16 protein-coding genes are annotated in these 20,597 nt (G+C 40.2%); all 16 read left to right on the forward strand.

All coding sequences use genetic code 11. The features are described from left to right. The 16 genes from IE199_RS20725 (at position 1) to IE199_RS20800 (ending at position 20,554) form a co-directional block, all read left to right on the forward strand. Positions 1-609, forward strand: a complete 609-nt coding sequence (locus IE199_RS20725; protein ID WP_189774623.1) for a TraE/TraK family type IV conjugative transfer system protein — start codon at positions 1-3, stop codon at positions 607-609. Next, the gene (locus IE199_RS20730) at positions 599-1,336 is read left to right on the forward strand and encodes a TraK domain-containing protein (RefSeq protein ID WP_189774625.1); all 738 of its coding nucleotides are present in this window, start codon (positions 599-601) and stop codon (positions 1,334-1,336) included. The genes IE199_RS20725 and IE199_RS20730 overlap by 11 nt, the downstream gene beginning before the upstream one ends. Next, positions 1,333-2,565: a TrbI/VirB10 family protein gene (locus IE199_RS20735; protein ID WP_189774627.1), complete on the forward strand. Its 1,233-nt coding sequence runs from the start codon at positions 1,333-1,335 to the stop codon at positions 2,563-2,565. The genes IE199_RS20730 and IE199_RS20735 overlap by 4 nt, the downstream gene beginning before the upstream one ends. Next, a complete protein-coding gene (locus IE199_RS20740; protein ID WP_189774629.1) occupies positions 2,562-3,077 on the forward strand; it encodes a TraV family lipoprotein in 516 nt (171 codons plus the stop codon). Before IE199_RS20735 ends, IE199_RS20740 begins: the two co-directional genes overlap by 4 nt. Positions 3,078-3,079: 2 nt before the next feature. After that, positions 3,080-5,599, forward strand: a complete 2,520-nt coding sequence (locus IE199_RS20745) for a TraC family protein (protein WP_189774631.1) — start codon at positions 3,080-3,082, stop codon at positions 5,597-5,599. Further along, on the forward strand, positions 5,596-7,899 hold the full coding sequence (locus IE199_RS20750) for a hypothetical protein (RefSeq protein WP_189774633.1): 2,304 nt from the start codon (positions 5,596-5,598) through the stop codon (positions 7,897-7,899). The genes IE199_RS20745 and IE199_RS20750 overlap by 4 nt, the downstream gene beginning before the upstream one ends. Positions 7,900-8,686: 787 nt before the next feature. Beyond that, the gene (gene traN / locus IE199_RS20755; RefSeq protein WP_189774635.1) at positions 8,687-9,607 is read left to right on the forward strand and encodes a conjugal transfer protein TraN; all 921 of its coding nucleotides are present in this window, start codon (positions 8,687-8,689) and stop codon (positions 9,605-9,607) included. A gap of 1 nt (position 9,608) precedes the next feature. Next, on the forward strand, positions 9,609-10,199 hold the full coding sequence (locus tag IE199_RS20760) for a hypothetical protein (RefSeq protein ID WP_189774637.1): 591 nt from the start codon (positions 9,609-9,611) through the stop codon (positions 10,197-10,199). A 104-nt stretch (positions 10,200-10,303) separates the two neighbouring features. Further along, complete coding sequence (locus tag IE199_RS20765) at positions 10,304-11,146, forward strand: TraU family protein (protein WP_189774639.1); 843 nt, start codon at positions 10,304-10,306, stop codon at positions 11,144-11,146. After that, entirely contained in the window at positions 11,136-11,897 is a 762-nt protein-coding gene (locus IE199_RS20770; protein ID WP_189774640.1) for a type-F conjugative transfer system pilin assembly protein TrbC, read from the forward strand. Before IE199_RS20765 ends, IE199_RS20770 begins: the two co-directional genes overlap by 11 nt. Beyond that, a complete protein-coding gene (locus IE199_RS20775; protein WP_189774643.1) occupies positions 11,897-12,397 on the forward strand; it encodes a S26 family signal peptidase in 501 nt (166 codons plus the stop codon). Before IE199_RS20770 ends, IE199_RS20775 begins: the two co-directional genes overlap by 1 nt. A gap of 1 nt (position 12,398) precedes the next feature. Beyond that, on the forward strand, positions 12,399-13,214 hold the full coding sequence (traF, locus tag IE199_RS20780) for a conjugal transfer protein TraF (protein WP_189774645.1): 816 nt from the start codon (positions 12,399-12,401) through the stop codon (positions 13,212-13,214). After that, the gene (locus IE199_RS20785; RefSeq protein WP_189774647.1) at positions 13,211-14,704 is read left to right on the forward strand and encodes a conjugal transfer protein TraH; all 1,494 of its coding nucleotides are present in this window, start codon (positions 13,211-13,213) and stop codon (positions 14,702-14,704) included. The genes traF and IE199_RS20785 overlap by 4 nt, the downstream gene beginning before the upstream one ends. Continuing rightward, positions 14,704-18,405 (forward strand): conjugal transfer protein TraG N-terminal domain-containing protein, encoded by a 3,702-nt coding sequence (locus tag IE199_RS20790; RefSeq protein ID WP_189774649.1) that lies wholly within the window; start codon positions 14,704-14,706, stop codon positions 18,403-18,405. Before IE199_RS20785 ends, IE199_RS20790 begins: the two co-directional genes overlap by 1 nt. Before the next feature lie 7 nt (positions 18,406-18,412). Continuing rightward, complete coding sequence (locus tag IE199_RS20795; protein ID WP_189774651.1) at positions 18,413-18,667, forward strand: hypothetical protein; 255 nt, start codon at positions 18,413-18,415, stop codon at positions 18,665-18,667. A gap of 546 nt (positions 18,668-19,213) precedes the next feature. Continuing rightward, the gene (locus tag IE199_RS20800; protein ID WP_189774652.1) at positions 19,214-20,554 is read left to right on the forward strand and encodes a pentapeptide repeat-containing protein; all 1,341 of its coding nucleotides are present in this window, start codon (positions 19,214-19,216) and stop codon (positions 20,552-20,554) included. Positions 20,555-20,597 lie beyond the last annotated feature (43 nt).

Raw genomic sequence — 20,597 nt, forward strand, 5'->3', positions numbered from 1 at the left:
ATGGCTGATAAAAAAGTATTTCAACCTTTTATCCAAGGAACATCGAATGTATTTGGAGAAAATCGATTGTTGAAAATCCTTTTAGGGATAATGGTCGTTGGCGTATGGATGATATATACATCGATCCAAGATTTTAAAGAACATCAAAAAACAATTGTCATGCCTGGCGGGAATAGAGCTCCATATGAAATACGCAACTATTCTGCAGCCGATAATTACTTGTTTGATATGGCTAACTACATTGTTTACTTAGCAGGTAACTTCACTCCATCGAATGTTGAAGACAGGTTCAATATCTTATTAGGTTTGATACACGAAAGTACATATCCACGTTATCAGGAGCACTTTAAGAAACTAACTACAGAAATAAAACGATTCAAAAATATAAGTCATATTGCGGAGCTGGAGTACCCAGACCCTTTATTTACTAGAGAAAACCAATTACGAATTCGTATGCAAAAATCCAAAGTAGTCGGCAATACGGTAAAGCCACCTGTTATCAATTACATGATTGTTGATTACCAAATCATAGATGGCCGATTCTGGATATTCGATATGAAAGAACTAACACAAGCTGAATATGCCGAGGTACAGAGAAATGAAAAGTAGTTACTTAAATGCAATCTTGTTTTTAGGTGTGTGCTTTCAAGCGTCCGCACAGAACAGCATTGTACACCCAGAAGTAGAGACAAATATAACACTGTCGAGCACTAACCCTAATAGGTTTAACTGTACAGATGGAATTGTAAATGACATGGCCTTTCCTGACGACTTCCCGATTTCAGCTAAAGCAAAGGATGGGAACCTTTATGTATCCTATACCAAATATCAAGAAGCAAATGGAGATGTTAAAACAGTTAAGAAGAAACATACATTACATGTGGTTTGTGATTCTAAAGTGTACACGATGATTGTTCACCCTATTGAAGGTCAAGGAAGAACAATCCGTCTTGGTGACCCTATTACATCACAATTGAAAAAAAACTCAAAACTCTTGAGAGAAAAGTCTGAAGACGAGCTTATTGCCAACTTAGTATTAGCCGCATACCACAACGATCTTCCACCAAATTTTACCGTGAGCTCAAGCAACAAAAGCATGAAAAATGTCATTGCAGGAATCACGTTTGACGAGATAAGAAATATATCACTTAACGGAGTAGGCTTATCCCTAAAAGAATATATTGTCACCGGCGAACCAGGCTCCTTAATTCCTCCAAAACTTATAGTTGAACAAGGAAAATATTTTAGTGATCGATTGCGCGGCGTATCAATAAAGCCAGAGCGTTTACCTGAAAACGGCAAGGCTAGATTGTTTGTATTGGAGAATAAACTATGAGTACCGATGCAAAAAACGAGGATGTATTAAATAGCAAACCATCGCTCACAGCAGTTCAAAAAAAGAAGATTTTTACAATTGCTGCAATCATTGTGGTTTTAGTGTTCTTTTACATTATGTTTCAAGCAACAGGACACCAAGGCCCGAAAGAGGCTATCAAAGAAGAGCCCATTAAGATAGGTGAAAACAATTTATCAGATGATGAATTTGAAAAGTTCAATAAACAGGTTGAATCATTACAGGAAATAGTTTCTACACAGCAAGCTGAGTTAAATGAATTTAGAAAAAAACAGGAGCGAGATAATATGCAAAAAGATGGTGCATTGAATCAGCTTCAGAAGCTAATGGAAATAGATAAGCAAGCCGCAGAAAACACTCCCAAACCGCCACTTAGCAACGAACCATCACCAGCATTGCCAGAACAACGATATCCTCAAGCTCAGGAAGCTGTATATGTGCCTAAAAACACGCCCCCACCTTCGATGTCACATCAGTTGGCAGAACCAACGGCACTAGGCGGAGTTGGCTTTATCGAATTTGCTCCAACACAGAAAAAAAAAGCACAGGAATCAATAGAGGAATATTATCTCCCTCCCAGTTTTTTCAGCGCGAAACTCCTAACCGGGATCGACGCGCAAACAAGTAAAGAGGGGGCGGAGGAACCTAAACAAATAATGTTTATGGTAGATGCACCTGCGGTGTTACCAAATCACATTAGAGAAGATCTGTCTGGCTGTTTTGTTATGGCCAACGCAAATGGTGATCTAGGTACCGAAAGAATAGAAGTAATAGTCGTCAACCTAAGCTGTGTTAGTGCAGATGGTACTGCTGTTATAGATCAGCCAGTTCTTGGTTATGTGAATGATTTGGATGGTAAAAGAGATATGGCTGGAAATGTAGTTAGCAAAGAAGGCAGCAAGCTTGCCTGGTTGTTTGCCGCTACAGTTGTAAGTGCAGCAGGTGTTGAGACCTCTGTAGCTGGTGTAGATCAAAACCAAACTGCTTTAGGTACTGTAAGTACATTTGATCCATCAAAATCACTACAAAGAAGTTTAGGAGGAGCCCTCAAGGATACTTCTGACGAATACAAAACGATTATTTTAGATTACATAAGACAATCAGCTCCTGTAGTAGAAGTTGGACCATTAAAGGATGTTACCGTTGTCATACAAGAAGGGGTTTGGTTAAAAATCAAATCCAGACAAAAACAAGGCGGAGTAGAAATATGAAATCACGTACTTTAGCGTTTACATTTTGGCTCGTTGCTTTCGTGGCGATGAGTGGCTGTTCTAGTTTAATACCCTATGAAGAAGAGTTTGGGTGTAAACGTTCAAATAATATGGGGAAATGTATTAGCACAGAAGAAGCATATAAGGAAATGACCACTGGTGGTGATGCTGCGCCGTATGCAAAACCAGCATCATTAAAAGATGATGATGAATCTGACCATGCTCAAACTTCCGCTAAAGGAGACTCTCAAAACATTAAAAAACCTAACATAGGATATGTGCAATATTTGGACGCTAACTATAAAGAAACTGCGAAGCTATTAAACTCTAGTATAACTCCGGTCATATCAACCGGTGACACGATAAAGATAGTTTTGGTACCCAACCAGATAAATGAAAAGATGCTCTTGTCAGAGCGCACCTTGTATTTAATCGTAGAAAACCCGAAGTTCATTATGGGTGATTATTTAATCGAGAAAAAAACCCCAATTTCGACAATATTTGGAGAATAAGGATGCTCGCTCAATATACCCAGAAAATTTTAAAATCAATAATGGGAGATGGAGGAGTGACATCCTCGGAGATAATTGGTTTAGCGCAAAGAGAGAGGCTATCTGATTTTCTACCATACCTGACGTACTCTGCCAACAAAGAAACCTTTGCCAATATTGATAATACTGAAGGGTATATGTGGGAGTGTGTACCTTCATATTTTCAAACCGAACAAAAGGTCAAACGAGTTGAAAAAATGCTTCAACTCAAATTACCTCGTGATTCCGTTTGGTCGTTCCACATGTACGGTGACAACCATATTAAGCCTATGTTAGATGCCAATAAGATAGGTATACAAAGAAACGCCACGCTGGTTAGAAAAAGTGCAGATGAATATTCCAACCACTTGATCGAATCAACAAATGGAATGCCTCAGGTATCAGAAATACCAGTTAGAAATTTTAGAGTGTTTGTCACTTTAAAGTCGGAAACAGTTTTAGAGAGCAATCAAGTTGTTGCTGTTGAAGAGGGTCTTAAATCGGCAGGTCTATGTCCAAGACGCTGTAACGATGGAGATTTAGCCAGGCTACTACGTAGAATGTTAAACAACGAGCCGAACAAACCAGTATCAAACGAGGTTTCAAAATCTAAGCCTATCCGTAAACAAATCCTTAAACCAGGACTTAAAACCAGTTTTCCGAAAAGCGGCAAAGTGAGAATCGGCGACTTACACGCGAGGTGCTTGACACCTCATGTCGTTCCATCCAAGACGAATACTATCAAAGAGAATAAATTATTGGGTGGTTATATGGGGATTGAAGATGATGGAAACCAACTGTTATCTCCATTCTTATACACATGCGTAGTTTCATACATGGGGGTTCAAGAAGAATTCGAAAACAAAGCGAAAATTATGAACGGCCAAAACCTAGTAGGGAAGAACGCCAAAGAGCTTCAAAAACGCCTTGTTGAGTATCGTTGGTTAAACGATCTGCCTGAAGATACGGTGAAGTGCCGTGTACACCAAACATTATGGATTTTTGACACTAGTGAAGCGAATTTGGATTTAAGTGTAAACAGAGCTATTCGCATTGCTTCTGATGAAGATTATACACTTCGGGAAGAGGGGCGACTATCGACCACAATGTTTCTAATGTCTCTTCCGTTTGGATATTACAATGTGCGAGGTAACGCTGAAACAATCGATCGCTACAACATACTACCTGCATCCTCTGTAGCAAGCATTCTCCCACTCCAAGCTGATTATTCAGGTTCAGTTCGCATCGTAGATGATGAAAGAGTAACCAACAAACCTGTGCTGTGCTTAGTGGGAAGAAAAGGGCAAATACAAGGGTATAACGTATTCGATAAGCGTTCTAATAACCACAACTTCATCATAACAGCAGGTTCTGGCGCAGGAAAAAGCTTTAAGTTAAACAAGTTTGTTAATGACTATTACGCGTCAGGGAGTTTGGTTCGACTAATAGATCTTGGTTACTCTTTCGAAAAAAGTTGTCGGATCAACAATGGTAGATTTTTGGACATTGGAAAAGAAAAAATGTGTATTAATCCATTTTATTCAATGGCCAAAGATGAAGAAGACTCAGAGAGAGATCTTATTTCATGTGCAATTGTCATATCAGAGATGATTAACAGTTTTACTGGTGCGCCGCTAAGTGAATTGGAATTCTCTCTTTTGAAAGCAGCAGCTCGCTGGACTAAGAAGCAAGGTAACATTGTTAAAGGTATAGATAGCACTAGAGACTATTTAGAAAACATCGAGACACACGCCAAGGGTGAAAAAATACTTGACGTTAAGCGTGCCGTAGAAAGTGCGAAGATAATGGCATACAACCTTAGAGATTTTACCTCTCAAGGGGTCTATGGCCGATTCTTTAATGGTGTAAGCAATTTCAATATCAAAGATGATGAATTTGTCGTAGTCGAGCTCCAGCAGCTAAAAGAAGAGAAGGAGTTGTTTCCAGTAATAATCATGCAAGTGATTAACTCAGTAACACAAGATCTTTACCTTGGTGATCGTTCATATCAACGTTTTTGCTTATTTGAAGAAGTAGCACAATACCTACGGAAACAAGGTCACAAAGACTTAGGGCGTTTAGCTATGATCATTGAGGAGGGATACAGAAGAGCCAGAAAACATAATGGCTCATTTGGGGCAGTACTTCAGTCGATTCTTGACTTAGAGCTGTTCGGGGATATTGGGCAAGTAATAAAATCAAACGCGGCTTATAAATTTTATCTCGAGTCGGAAGATTATGTTGCAGCATCTGAAAGAGGATTAATCACACATAAAGGTATTGCACTAGAAATACTAGACAGTATACGAAATCAAAAACCCAGGTACTCAGAGTGCATGATAGAAACTCCATTCGGGTTTGGCGTAGGTAGACTTATAGTCGACAAATGGAACTATTGGGTTAATACCTCAGACGGTAAAGAAACACAGAAATATTACGATTTGATCCGCCAAGGTTACCTTCCTGAAGAAGCTATAAGCAAGCTTTCAGGGATTCCACTATGAACAAAATACTAATATGCCTGCTAGTCACTATTGTTTCGACTAAAGCGGTCTCCGCACAATCAACTGCAGATAAAATGAAAATTCGTGTGGAAACTCTAGAAACTACTATCGGAGGGGTTCTTGGAAAAGATGGAGTAAAACAAACTCAACAGGCGATGATGGGTGATGGCCAAATTAGTACTTTAAACGGTGCCACTCAGTTTTCGAGCCAGGTGAGCTGTGGTTCTGACGCACATTATCTTAATGTTGGAGGTACATTCACAGCCACTGGTTTACACGTAAACATTACTTCAGATACCGATCTAAATGGAACAATGGATTCGACCTATTCAGTTAATAATATTAGTGGTGTTTGTGCGAACGGCTATTTTAAGTGCGCACAACCTAGTACTGCAACAGCCTGCGAATACTATGAATGGGTAGGCCATCCACTCGGTGATATACACAGAAACACGGCAAGCGAAATACAAAACCTTTATAACTGTCGATGTATTGACGCTAGTTGCGATCCTAATAGTGCATCAAACTTGCTCAGACATTTAGAAGACGTCGGTTCTGGTATTGTTCAAAATTATCAAAAACAAAACCCTTATTTTGCGGTAAGCGGAATAAAAAATATCGGCACATCGTTACAGTTCCATGGACAGGTGAGCACTGCATGTAGTTCAACACCCCCTGATTCCAATTTAACGTCGTATTTTAGAAACCCTCAGACTCAGGCTCCGGCTGCTGCTAGCCAACAAGCCACTAATCACTATTTCCAAGTAGCATCTAGCTCAAAAGCTCAGGCTGACACATCGGTAAACACAACTTGCTCGATAATTAGAAATGTTTCACTAAACGAAATACAACAAAATGATGTTATTGAATTTGTTGGACAATCTAATTCCTCGGTATCCAGCTGCGGAAGTGGCTGTTTGAATGTCCAGATAGGTTCAGGCGGCAACGATAATCTAACTGCAACCGATGGTTGCACATTATTTGATGCTTTTGCTGAATTTGAAGTAAAAAGACCTGATTTAATCACTAATGTTTCATTATTGAATTACAACTACGACGATCTTTATCACATTGATGTGAATGGCTCTACAGTAGTATCTACCAATGGCTTTTTGAAAACCAACCCTGAACCTGCTAGTTGTGATTATTCACAAAACCATCACTATTCGGGCCCACCTTTAAACATTACCTCACTTTTTCAGACTGCGGGAACAAAAAGAATCACTTCGACAGTAGCTGTAGGGGGAGATGGGGAGCATTTATCGCGATTTAGAATTCGTTTCAAAAATTCAGAAGATAAATTGATTTCGGTTTATGGAGTAAGCCAAGGATACGAGTTGCTGAAATGCGATTTTGATTTAAAAACGGGCGTTATGGCATGCACAAGCGATGGAAAAAAAACACTGCATCACATGACTGGTAAAATTTCGTATAAGGATGCATGTGAATCGGGAAAAAGTACAATCAGCGTTATATCAAGTGGCACATTTGATCCCGATTCAATTTGGCCAGGTCAGATTTATGGAACGAGAGATGAGACGATTTCCGTAAGCCAAGTTCACCCATCTTGCGCAAATAACCTTAAAGGCTCATTTAAGGTAACTGATCCTTCTGGACGTTATGACTGGTTCTTGTCGCACCATTTATCGTACAAAATAATGATCAAGGAGTGTACTGTAAACCAGTCCATTATTGATAACTGCAGCACACTGCCTTTGAATGAATGCACATTAAAAGATCATTCATATGATGGCATTGCCGTCGTTTCAAACTATTCCCCAACGGGTTTCCAACCTGCACCACAAACACAAACGATAATTGATGGTGGCTGTTCAGTGTCCGTCACTGAAGACTTTTTTATTCAGAACAAAACGTTTGCATGCCCAGCAGCTCCGTCTTCCTATATGGTTGATACAAGTCATTTACAATCGCCTACATTTTCAGGAGGAGATATGACCATAACGACAAAAAACCCCGATCCATCAAATCCTACCTCAGCAAGAAAAATTACCATGCCCATTCCAGAGCTTCCAAAAGACAATCCTTGTGCTCTAGAGTGCAGAGTAAAAAAAACAACACAAAGGAACGAGGTGAACACCGGTGGCACTGAAACGAATAGAAGGAATGCCAGCGAAACTACAGAGATATATACCAAACCGTGCTCACAAAGTGTGTGTCCAGTAGATAGTGGAGAAACAATCATCGAGCCATGTTCATGCCTTAATCAGTTCGCACAAGTGGCTGCTTCGTTGGAGGTTTTAAGATTAGCAGGGAAGGATATTAGTTGTGTGGTTCCGTAATTTATTTTTAAACACATTTCAATGTATCAGTAACGGACTAGTATCGGTTGTTTCGAATCGAAGCATACTGTTATTAGTAATATTCTGGGCCAGTAGCTCGTTAGCGTCTGACATATGCATTTACGATTCAAATAAAGATGGCAGCTTTGCAGGTTCAGATGAAATTAGAGAGTGCGAATCTAGGTTTGATGTATTTGGGACAAGCATGCAAGCATGTCCGATAGGTCAAGTTGCATGCAATGTCGTAGCAGGCAACCCGATTTGCCCGACAGATCCAGCTTACCCTTGTACGCAAGAGGATAATACTTCACCATTCACGTGTAGTGCCGTCCCTCCCAGACCTGCTGTTCCTTCGGAATTAAGTATAGAATATGACTACGATGATAACGCTTACATAGTTAGCTCTACACAGAGAGAAACATGTGTAAGGCCAACTATCGAAACTTGTTTGGCTCCTGTGCCAAAGCCATGCCCAACAGGGATTACAGATCCCGATGCATGCCCAAAGCCGGATTCATGTAAAGAAACGCAAACATGGAATCCGGTAACTAAAACGTATGACGTCTCCGTCGATTGCGAAGCTCCCCCGCCATGCGAGGAACAATGTGAGACTAACCCCTCTACCGGAGTTGAGACCTGCAAAACAATATGTCCTAATGCCACCGCTTGCGTTGTAGATCCTGATTCAATGAAAGGAGCAAATATCTGTCCTCATGATGATGGGAAAACATGCACAGCCCCAAATAAAGGAGCCTCTATAACCTCATGCAGTATAACTCCTGATGTCGTGCCATCACCTTGCCGCTTGGAATATGATCAACTAGATGAAGCGCACATAATCTGTGATACACGACAAGCCACATGTGAAAATGAAAACGGAAGCTACCAATGCCCACTAAATTCCTCAGCATCTTCTTGCACAAGACCAGATTCAAATTCTCCGTATGCCTGTTATACAGATGAAGTTTCATGCAAGAACTCAAATGGACACACGACAGTCGATCCAATCGTTGTCGATCCATACCCAACAGAGCCAGATTCAGATCCTATAAATGACGTTTCTACATGTGCTGGTGAGATCCGCATATTTCATGGGCAGCCATTCTCATGCTTGCAAGCCGGTGTTAGGAGCCGTTGGGATAACTGTTGCAACAATGGAAATGAAATAGTTGATGAAGCGCTGGATAATTATTGGGATAACATTCTAACCATGTCAGAAGGGATTACTGGTATGCAAAGCCCTAGCTTTATCGTCGATATAATTACTTTGTATATGTATGGCATGCCTGCTTATCAAATAACAGAAGCTTTAACAAAAATTGGTAACTATCTTCTGACACCTTGCGCCGATGATTCACTTACTTCATCAATGATAGCAACAGGTAGGTGTGTGACTGTGGGCACAAGATGCGTAGAAAAACTTCTAGGAACGTGTTTACAAGAAAAACAAGTTGAGTGTTGCTTTGCTAGCAAGCTAGCTCGAATCATTAACGAGCAAGGCCGCCCTCAATTAGGCATTGGTTGGGGTACACCAAAAAATCCCGATTGTAGAGGACTCACTCCTGAAGAATTCCAAAGTATTGATTTTAGTCAAGTTGATTTATCTGAATACATAGCCGACTTAAACGTTAAATCCCAAGCAACAATCGATGCCGAAATAGGGCTGTCTGTTGCAGATGATATTAATCGAATTAGGACAGGAGGTTAATATGCGCAGTATTATCACGCTATTGTTGTTGACAATGATGTCACAACATATAAATGCGCAAGAGATAACTATAGGGAAAACATGGGAGATCCAAGAACCTGATCCCATAAAGTTAGCAAAAAATAGAGCCAAAACCATTCCTAAGGAAAGGTTAAAACCCAAGTCTAGTTTTAGAAAAAAGCTATCTGCTAAAGGCTTATTTAGAACGATTACCCCGAAACAACGAACGTACACTCCAACACATGTTTTGGACAGGGAGATCATGAATAAAGATGGGAAGGTTTTGTATGCTAAAGGTTTTAAATTTAATCCCATCCAATATATGCGCAGATACAAAAATAGAATAGTTATAATCGACCAACAGGATGCGCTGACAGTCAAAGATAAACTACTCCCATCAGATATAGTTATTGTATACAAAGGAGATCTTAAAAATACAGCAGAAGTTTTAGATCGAAGAGTAGATATGCTCGACTTGTTGACTGCGGAATCAATGGATATAAAACGAATCCCTGTAATAGTAACGGTAGACTACGAAAATTATCGATACGAATTACTTGAATTCAATCCAGAAATCGGAGTGCCGCTATGAAAAAATTACTTGCGGTATTGTTGCTTGCATTTGCTAGCAAATCATTTGCTGTATGCCCAACAGGAAACACGGTTGATTTCATTACGCAGGTAAACTGGGGATGCATGTTTCCTTTAACTATCGGTGGTTTAACTTTGTTTGGAAATGGCGATGATAATGAAAGCGGTCAAAGTAATCCTGTTTGTGAGTGTTTTAGCGAGGGGTCGTGGAAATTTGGCCTCAAAATTGGATTTTGGGAACCTGCTCGGATTATAGATACAGTAAAAGATGCGTATTGCATGATGCCACTAGGTATGTCTTTAAACATAGAACAACCATACGTGTTAGACGGCTCGCATACTACAGCCAAGGTTCGAGAAACAATGGCTCAAACTCACTATTACATATATCCAGTTCTAGCACTTTTAGATATGTACTACGATTTACCGTGCCTTAATTATGATCAGTTTGGTGATGTAGATATCGCCTTGATTAGCGAAGTACTCCCTTTTTGGCAAAATGACATGCTTGCCATGATTGTAAATCCTGAAGCGGTGTTGTTTGCAAACCCGGCAGCCCAGCTAGCATGTTTAGCTGATGGAGCAGCTGCAACAGCGGGCAGACCTCTTGATCCATTGTATTGGTGTCTAGGCTCATGGGGGACGATGTTTCCACTAGCAGGGTCAGCTTCAAGTGGGGATATGCTTGAAGCACATGCATTGTTAGCCATGCGAACTGTGCAATTGATGGCACGCTCGGGAGCACTAAGAGAGTTTTCTGATAGTGGATGTTCACAGCAATACACATCAGTCCTTACAAAGTCGAAATACAAAATGCACATGATAACACCAAGTAGAAGCCAATGCTTCAAGCCTGGTGAGTCCGTCTTATCATGGGGGAATGCATTATCCTTTTTTGATAATCATTCATGGATGCTATTTAGAAAGGTGAACTGTTGTGGATATTAGATTCTTCTCGATTATTTTGTTTAGTTTGTCTTCGTTAACAGTAAATGTGAGCGCACAAGATGTTACCAAACAACTAAAACAAAAGATTCATCAACTGAATAAATTGGAAGGTTCAGAACAAGAGCAATTGGTCAGTAGCACTTTAACCGATGCTAAAAATTATGATTTAGATAACATCAACAAGGTTCTAAATTCAAAAAAATACAAGGAAAGGCTAAATCTACACCGCAGTAATGCAAAAATGCTTTTAGGTCTTTCTCAAAGTGAACACTCTACACCTACCTCAGCAACAGAAACAAACAGCATTGGGGACAGATTAGTATTGTTCGTCTCATCTTCTATGCCAATTCACGTTCTTCGAAATTACGCTAGAGACATTGAAAAAGTAAAAGGTGTCATGATTTTTCGTGGAACGATTAATGGGATCGATTCGTTTTTACCTACTGCGAAATTTATGCACCAAGTAATGTCCATAGATGGAGACTGTAAAACCCCACGTTGCAAGAAAAGAAACGTAAATATTTCGATTGATCCACAAAGATTCGAACACCATGGAATAAACCGAGTTCCGGCACTGATATTCGAGAAAGACATGAAAATCCAAGCTTACTGTAAAGAAGGTGACAAAGGCCCAAGGGCTCAAATTAAAGTTTACGGTGACGCTTCTTTGGCTGGGCTGGCAAACGTTATATATCAACGAACAAAGGAACCTGAGATTAAAGCATTTTTGGACCTATTAAGGGGGATCTAATGAGTAATCAAACTGAAACGGAATTAGCTGTAACACCTATCCAAAAAACGCCGTGGTACGCGCTACCTGTTATATTTGGTTGTATGTTGTTGGTTTCATTTTTTGCTACGCGAATTCAAATTGTTATGACCGAGTCTGTCAATGCGACAGTTGTGTGGCCATCAGAAAAAATACCTGAGCAGGGAGACTTTGTAACGTTCAAGCTGATACACAGAGTTATACCAACACCAGATAACAGCGTCCAAGTAACCAAAATACTTAGTTGCTCCGAAAATCAAATTCTTAGAAGAGTAGAAAATATTTGGACATGTGATGGAGTTGAGATTGGAACTTCAAGGAAGTTCGCTCAAAACGGGGATAAGTTAGAGCAATTTGAGTTTAATGGTGTTATCCCAAAAGGTAAAGCCTTTGTGACAGGAACACATGAACATAGTTTTGATAGTCGTTACTGGGGCTTCGTCGATGCGTCAAAACTAAGAACTGTATATAAGGTGTTCTAAAATGAAAAAAATCTTAATACTTATATTAGCTTTATATAGCACTCAAGCATTATCAATTAATGATTACGATAAATATAGAAAAGGGCGTTTTTGGGGAAAACCAATCATAAGCCCGGAAGAACAACAGCAGATAGATGAATGGACGCCAGAGCCACTTCCTTCTGTAACAAGCATGATGCAAATGCACCCCGAACAAATAAGAGAGCTTGAAAGAACTCACATGGATTACGCTTTATGGAAAAAAACGCCAGAAGCCGTAAGGGATTATTATAAAGTGATAACAGTGATCAGAAAAAACGCTCGTAGTTTTGCTGCGTTACATGGTTACAACAAACAAATGAACGTGTCATTAAATGCCACACCTGATTATCCCATAACACAAGCTGGCTCAGCGATTGCGCGTAAAAAACGGCAAACAGATTACAACAATAAGCTAAGAAATAATCAAAGTGAATTTGCTTTAGTTATGTTTACTCAGAAGGGGTGCGACTATTGCTATGTCATGGATGGTGTCCTCAAACAGTTTATGATGCGACACAATTGGAAGCTCAAATATGTAGACCGGGATGAAAACGCGTCATTAGCCGCCAGATTTAACGTAGAAGTAGCGCCCACTGTAATAATGATCCAGCGCGACAAAATTGATTCATGGCTACCAATATCTTACGGAGTCGTTAGCGTCCCTGAGGTTGAAGAAAACGTATACCGAGCAATAAGAGTGATCAAAGGTGAAATTCACCCTACACAGTTTTACACCCCGGAACATCAAAAAGGAAGAGCGTTTGATCCTTTATCTACGTTTGGAGAAACAGAATGAAAGCAATAACTTCTACAATAACCAAGACAGTGATGTTTTGTGTTGCTTCATGTGTAATTACACATTCCAGCTCCATCAAAGCTAATGATTGGGCAGACGATTGGTTATCGTCAAACGCGGCTTATTCTGGAGTATCCTCATATAAGGGTGGTGCAAGGAACTTTATTACTGCAGGCAACCTTCAATTTAGAGCTAACTCTTCAATATCCTATCCGGTAAGTATGTCAGCCCCCCGCTTAAAGGGAGGCTGTGGAGGCGTTGATCTTTTTCTAGGGGGCATGAGCTTTATGGACGTTGACATGCTCGTTGATAAGTTTGAAGAAATGATACAGAACGGCGAAGTTATCGCCTTTCAGCTTGCTATTAAAGCGCTCAGTGAGAAGCTAGGGGTTACCACAGAATCTATTCAAAATGTAATGGATATGCTAAATAGCATTCAGTTAGACAGCTGTGCAATGGCTAAAAGCGCCATCACAACAGTTGTTGACACAGGTAGTGTAACAGAAGCCGCTAAAGAAGTTTGGAGCGAAATATCACAAGGGCAAGAACTTAACGTCGGTGCTGTAAAAAACGCCTGGCAAAAAGGGAAAAACGACGCTACATCTCAAGGCAGAGCAAGCGCGGCGACAAATATAAAACAAGAGATTGCAGCGTGTCCCGCTGAAATAAAGCAAATACTGGAACAAGATGGCTCTGTAATTGAGAGGATTACCAATATATATGGCATGGGGGCCTACTCCGATTTTATACGAGGGTATGTCGGTGATGTAATAACAGATCATGACCCTATCGAAGGTAACATGCCCATGGTGAAGAAAATCAGTAATTGTTCACAGAACGAAGCTTTAGGTATAGATGACTTAGTATATGGCAGATCTTTTGAAAAACGTCAGCCAACTGGGATTAACGATGCCTATACAGATCCAGGGCAAGGCTGCACACAACCTGCCGGTTCAGTGAATTTAGTAGATTACTCTCGTAACCAGTTAACTGCTTTAGCTGCGGCATTGCGAGATCCTGCCAACCCTTTATTACCTACCAGCCCACTCGCAAGGTGGGCAGACAATGCTCCAATGTCTGTAAAATCAGCGATGAAGTTAGCTAATGATGCGGGAATTACCCAACAAGTCATTGAAGAAATGTCAGAAACCTTAGCGTATGCATATGCATTTCGAATATTTGACGACATGTACAGAAACACACTGTTTATGTTCAGTACGATAAACGATAAATTATCAAGTGCAACAGCGGACCCAGTACAGGAAGCGACTAACACCATATCAGGTTCACCAGCACCAAGATGCAATTTAAGTGCATACGTGGTCACAATTCAAAATTTATCTGGTCTTAGAGATGAAATAGCATCGCGCCACTCTGCAATTAAGGAAAGTTACATTAGGCAGAATGAGCAAATGCAAGCGCAAATATCACAAATTTCGCGCTACCAACAAATGGAAAAACGTAAATTTGTTAACGCTGGGGGCTACTAATGAAAAGGTATCTCTTATTGCTGTGCACATTCGTTAGCCCAGCTTGTTTTGCAGACGTAGATTATTATACATATGGAGGCTTTCAAGCTGTCGTTAATGCATTTTTGCGATTGTCAGCGATATTTAGTGACCCTGATTACGACTACTACATCTTTGCGATCGCGATAGCGGGGGTGGTTGTCGGATATTTGATCGCTTTGGGCAAAGGATTTTTATCAGGTGGCATGAAAGGTGCGGATGCATTAGTCAGTCTTTTTCTAGTTATATTCGGAGTAACGATCTATACGGTCATCATTCGCCCAACTACCACGGTGCATATTTATGATGAAACAACCAATCAATATCAATCAGTTGGTAACATACCTACACTAATAGCAAACGCTGTTCACCTCCCGAATGTTTTGGAAAGAGGTATGACACGAATCGTAGATAATGGAACTGTTTATACTAGGTCAGAGCACGCAAACGGCGCGTCTTTAGAGTTGTTGTTGAACGCGTTAAATGGTAACCCATTGTCGCATGACACATATTTAAACAGGTCGTTATATTCATTCGTAGACACCTGTATGCCTCCAGCGCTTAACAGCAATTTATACGGATTCGATCTCAATGTAATGATGTCAAGCACAAACAATTTATTATCGGAATTAGAAAAGTTGAAGAGCCTGAGCGTGCCCGTAATGTATTTTGATAACGCTAATAGAGGCGGCATTGAAGTTAGCTGTGAAACAGCCTACAACTCATTAGCAGTTATTTTAGCATTACCTTCTACATATGATAGATACCGTTCCGCAATGTGTGAAAAAAGCGGGTTTGATTCAGGTAACGCTGCTCAGATTGCAATATGTCAAGCTAGATTAAAAGAAATGGCAGACCTAGTATTTGGGGCAGGGACAATCAGTTCAGACACTCATTTATACATGAGCCAAGCGATTGCTAAAACCACATATGAAACATTAAGTAATTACTCTGGAACTGCAATATCTGATATTTCAAATTATCGAGAAATGAGCCAAGGTTACGGAAATGTTATTGTCAGTGAAGGTTGGATACCTACCATAAGAAGCTCTACGTTAGTGATAATACTATCACTTTTGCCAATATTGGTGTTGTTTTTAGTGACTCCAATGTTATTCAAGTCTTTACACCTAATAATCACACTATTCATATTTGTTGGTTTATGGGGTGTATCAGATGCCATTGTACACAATATTATCGTAGATCAGATAAGTGACCTAGTAGCCAGCTTATCCAGCTATAATGGCAGTATCACGAGTTTTATGAAAGCTCCAACGGACATTAATAAAAGTCTAGCGACATTCGGTAAACTACAAAGCATGGCCGTGATTCTGGCTGGATTTATAGCCGCAGTTTTCTTTAAATTAAGTGCTAGAGCCTTTTCACAAATGGGAGAAAGGCTTGCAGACAATGTAGAGAGTCTAGGGGCGAATACTGGACAAATGGTTCTTGATCCAACCCAACAAGTACACACAATGGAAGGCTATGCAGCTGCATACGAAAAACTAACACTCCAAAGAGATGTTGGCCAACAGGCTTATAGAGAGGCGATAGGTGGACATAGCACCGCATCGACTAGAACCGAACAAAAATGGCTAGACTCAATGAGTCCTAACTATTCATATAATGACGCATTGGATATACGCTCTCAAAACTATGCCGGTGATGAAGCTGGCAGAATAACAGCTACAAAAGATAGAGCAGACCACAACGGGCAGTCAACCTTAGATTACTCTAAGGGCCTATCAGGAACACGTACAGGATTAAACAACGCAGCGACAGAAGTAGATCAACAAAACTTAGAGAACATAGCGCAAACGACAGGTACCAACAGTATTGATGCAACGACTATCAAAGCCCAGATAAGTAAAGCAAGTGATACTGGGCAATTGCGCGCCAGCACTTCTCCTGAAGAACACGTCAAGACAGCGGAAACACGAACTGCTCTGCATATCGCTGAGACACAGATTGATAGAGATAACATACGAGCGGTTGCACAAGAAAATGGAACAGACGAAAAACAGGCAATTCAAGACTTTTCTGCGATTCGTAAATCTTCTGAAACAGGGCGTATTCTGGCCAGCGCAACCCCAGATGAGCATGTAGACACTTCTTTCGTCTCCTCAGTCCAAAACATGCAAGATAAATTAGGTTATCGAGCCGTAGCAGAACAACAAGGTAAAACTGTTGGTAGAAAAGCATTTGAAGAGTTCACGCTTGGGCATCAAATCAAAGCAGGTGATCATATTGGACTCACTAGCTTCCTTGCTGAACAAGGTATAGGTGGAATAGAGTGGGGAGCACGTAAACAGAATACCGAGCTCGAAGGTGTAGAATCAACCGCTCAAGGGAGGGAGTTCATAGTCTCTGAAGGTTTAGCAGACAATACGCTTGATGTAGCTCTAGGAATGACACTCGGACAAGATGGAGACTTTTATGCGCAACACTTGGCTAAAGTAGGTATGTCAGATATCACTGGACTATCTATGGGACAAACATACTTAGCGGCTAATGCGCATGTTAATCAAGCAATAGATAAAAATCTTGCAAATATGTTTTTAGAAGCCGCAAATATTGATGAAGGCAAGAGAAATGCAATATTGCAAACAAAACAGCAGCTTGAAGATATTGTTGCTGGCAAGGCAGATGGCATCAAACTTCCTTCAGGCTGGGAAAGTTATGAAACACTAACAGCAATGGAGCTTGATAACATTGAAGGTGGTTTCGAAGGAAGTCCATTTGTAGCGCAAATGTCTAAAGAGCAAGCACAACACAATCTTAACCTCATTGATGAAGACATTGTAAACTTTGGAGAACAATTCGAAGGACAATTAGACGCGTTGGCAGCAAGTAGAGGTGGTAACGCCGAATTCCTATTGGCAATGACTCCTGGCGGAAAAGCAGACGTTGCAAAAATCGACACGAGAACCGGTGATTCTATCCATGAAGACAATTCTATTACGATCAAAGAAGGATTCGAAACAACATCGCAAACCGCATACGATCACATATTCTCTGAAGGAAATGACGAACAGGCAATTAGGTATCTAGATTTAGCCACTGCAACATCAAGTAGCCTTAAAGACGTGGCATACGAACTAACAAAGCAACTTTACGGGCATCAGGATCAACGGAATTCAAATGATTTTACATCTACTAATACTGCTATTGGTAGAGCCAATGCCACTGTCAGCAAACAAAGCATCGCGGATTCGGTATCAGACAACAGTAAAGATGAAGTGAAATTAAAAGATGGTTCTGGCAATACAGCAACTTCCGATAACAAAGCAGGTTCGAAACCAGATTCAAAACTCAGTAAATTAGCTAAAGTGGTTCCCGGTGACATAGCTATTGGGGGTGAACTAAGCACATCGGGCCAATGGTCAGAAGGTGAACAATCCAGTTTAGTTAACGATGTAAATCAAACAAGAATTGCACAATACCTTACGTCGTATGCTTTTGAAGAGGATAAGGCCAAAGCTTTAGATCAACTACGTGACAACATGGCTGCTCTAGTCAGAGATGATATCAGGGTTGCTACCGAGGCTGAAAAACAACATCAAGTTGATTTTGTTAGCGAAACAACTGATGACCGTGGAATAATGGAAAAAATAAAAGACTGGGGCGGAGAGGTTATTGATGATGCTCATGATTTTATCGTTGGAAAAGAAGTCGACAGGTAAAATGATAATGGCGAGTAAAGTCACTCAGTCTAACCTTGAACACCACCCTCACTTTAGTGAATGTGGTGTTCAAGGTTCAAACGATATGAACGAGGGAGACGTCTATGTGCAAATTGAAAGCGATAGTATTTATGCAAAAGTACAAGAGTTTACTTCACATGAAGTCAGATACGAAATTATCGATACTGAAAATCCTAATCATATATCTACAGTTATCTGCTCGATTGAAACATTTGAAAAAAAATACAGAAAGATATGTTAATGCTATTAGATAGCTGAATGGTGTGACTTAGTAATAAACATCCCAACCTTGGAATAATTGCTTTGTATTGCGTCATTCTCACACCAACCAACAATCCATAACACACAGAAATACAAACATTATCTTATAAAATAGGGATTTTAAATACCTATAATTCAAGGCTTAATTTTCACAATATTTATAAATCAGAACTTCCTATACACATTATTTACTTTTTATAGTAAAAACGTAAATGGCGATTGTCAGCAAATAAATTATAACTACGAAATATTTTCTGTAATGTATAATTTTGAATGTAAAGTTTATACCATAGTGGCGAGACTAAAGGTTACAACATAGTGCATCGTGTGGAATAGTAATAAAGGGGCAAAGCTATCAACCCAAGGTTAGAAACTTTTTTACTCTCCTACGCGTCGTTGATAAGGGTTCATACGATTGCTCTAAGGCCTTGTATAGCAGATCATATAGAATAAAAACACCTTAGTTGAAAATGTTAAAGTAAAAATCCAACTGTATATTATGCCCATAGCAATAGGATGATGCTGAATGTTAAAGGATGGCAATCAGACCAAATTAAAAATGGTAGGTGAAAACGCCGTTGCCCTTTGGTTAAAAGGTGCAAATGAGTGGAATGCGTGGGTAAAACAAAACCCTTCTGCTGACATTGACTTTTCCGACGTTGATTTTTCGGAGTACCGCACAGAAGAAAACCGAACAATTTCATTTAGTCACTTTATATTTCCCAAAGGAGCCGTAAGTTTCTCTTTTACTAAGTTCGGTGATGGAGACGTAAATTTCGGTGCCGCAGTATTCAATACCGAGTATGTTGATTTCACGGGGGCTCAGTTCGGTGATGGGTATTTAAACTTCACAGGCGTTCAATTCAATGATGTTTACGTATGTTTCACTCAAGTACAATTCGGTGAAGGAAGCGTAGACTTCTCTGGCGTACAATTCGGTGATGGAAGCGTAGACTTCTCTGGCGCACAGTTCGGTAAAAGGGGGGTAAGTTTCTCGTTAGCAGAGTTCGGTGATGGGGACGTAATTTTTACCGACGCTCATTTCGGTGATGGGAACGCAGATTTCTCTGGAGTTCAATTTGAAGGGAAAGTAGATTTCTCTGGCGCGCAATTCGGAGGAAATGCAAATTTCAGATATGCTAGGTTTGGTCAGGGAAATATCAATTTTCGCGGTGCTGAATTTAAAGGGCATGCCAGTTTTATTTTAGTTAAAGCACCTCATGTCAACAGTTTTGATTTTTGCCGCTGTTCTTTCGACAGGGCGCTAGACTTTTCTGGTAGCAGCTTTGCTTGTATTATCGATTTAACGCAAACCAAAATCACCCATCACGTTTCATTAGCTAATTTAACGTATCACCTCCAGCAAAACTGGTATGGTAATGCACGCGACAAGGAGGACATCGCGCGACTGGAACGACTCAAAGAAATCGCAGTGAATAATAAAGCACATCAACAAGCATTACGTTTCCATGCAGACGAACAACGTTCCAAGCGGTGGCATGAAACCAAACCATTTCATGGTGTGTTTATTGATTACCTATTTGACCTTTTCAGCTGTTATGGCCAGAGCATTGGTAGACCACTATTTTCACTGCTGATATCTATTCCTTACTTTGCCCTATTATTTCTAGCATCTTCAACCGAACGCACGGCAACGTTTGCTGACGGGATGTTATTGTCTTTAAACAACGCTTTGTTGTTTATACCGAATAACCGTCTCACTAGCTTACAAGCGAAAGCGACCTTGTTTGGTGAACAAGGAAACATTCCCCACCAAGCATTAGTGCTCATTTGTACACAAGGTATACTGTCATTTGTGTTCATTTTTCTTATTGCACTTGGTTTTCGCAATCGCTTTCGCGTCTAGATACTTGTTGCCTAGTAAAAAAGATATACCTACTCAAAAACAT

The sequence above is a fragment of the Thalassotalea marina genome (assembly GCF_014656435.1).
Lineage (GTDB): Bacteria > Pseudomonadota > Gammaproteobacteria > Enterobacterales > Alteromonadaceae > Thalassotalea_C > Thalassotalea_C marina.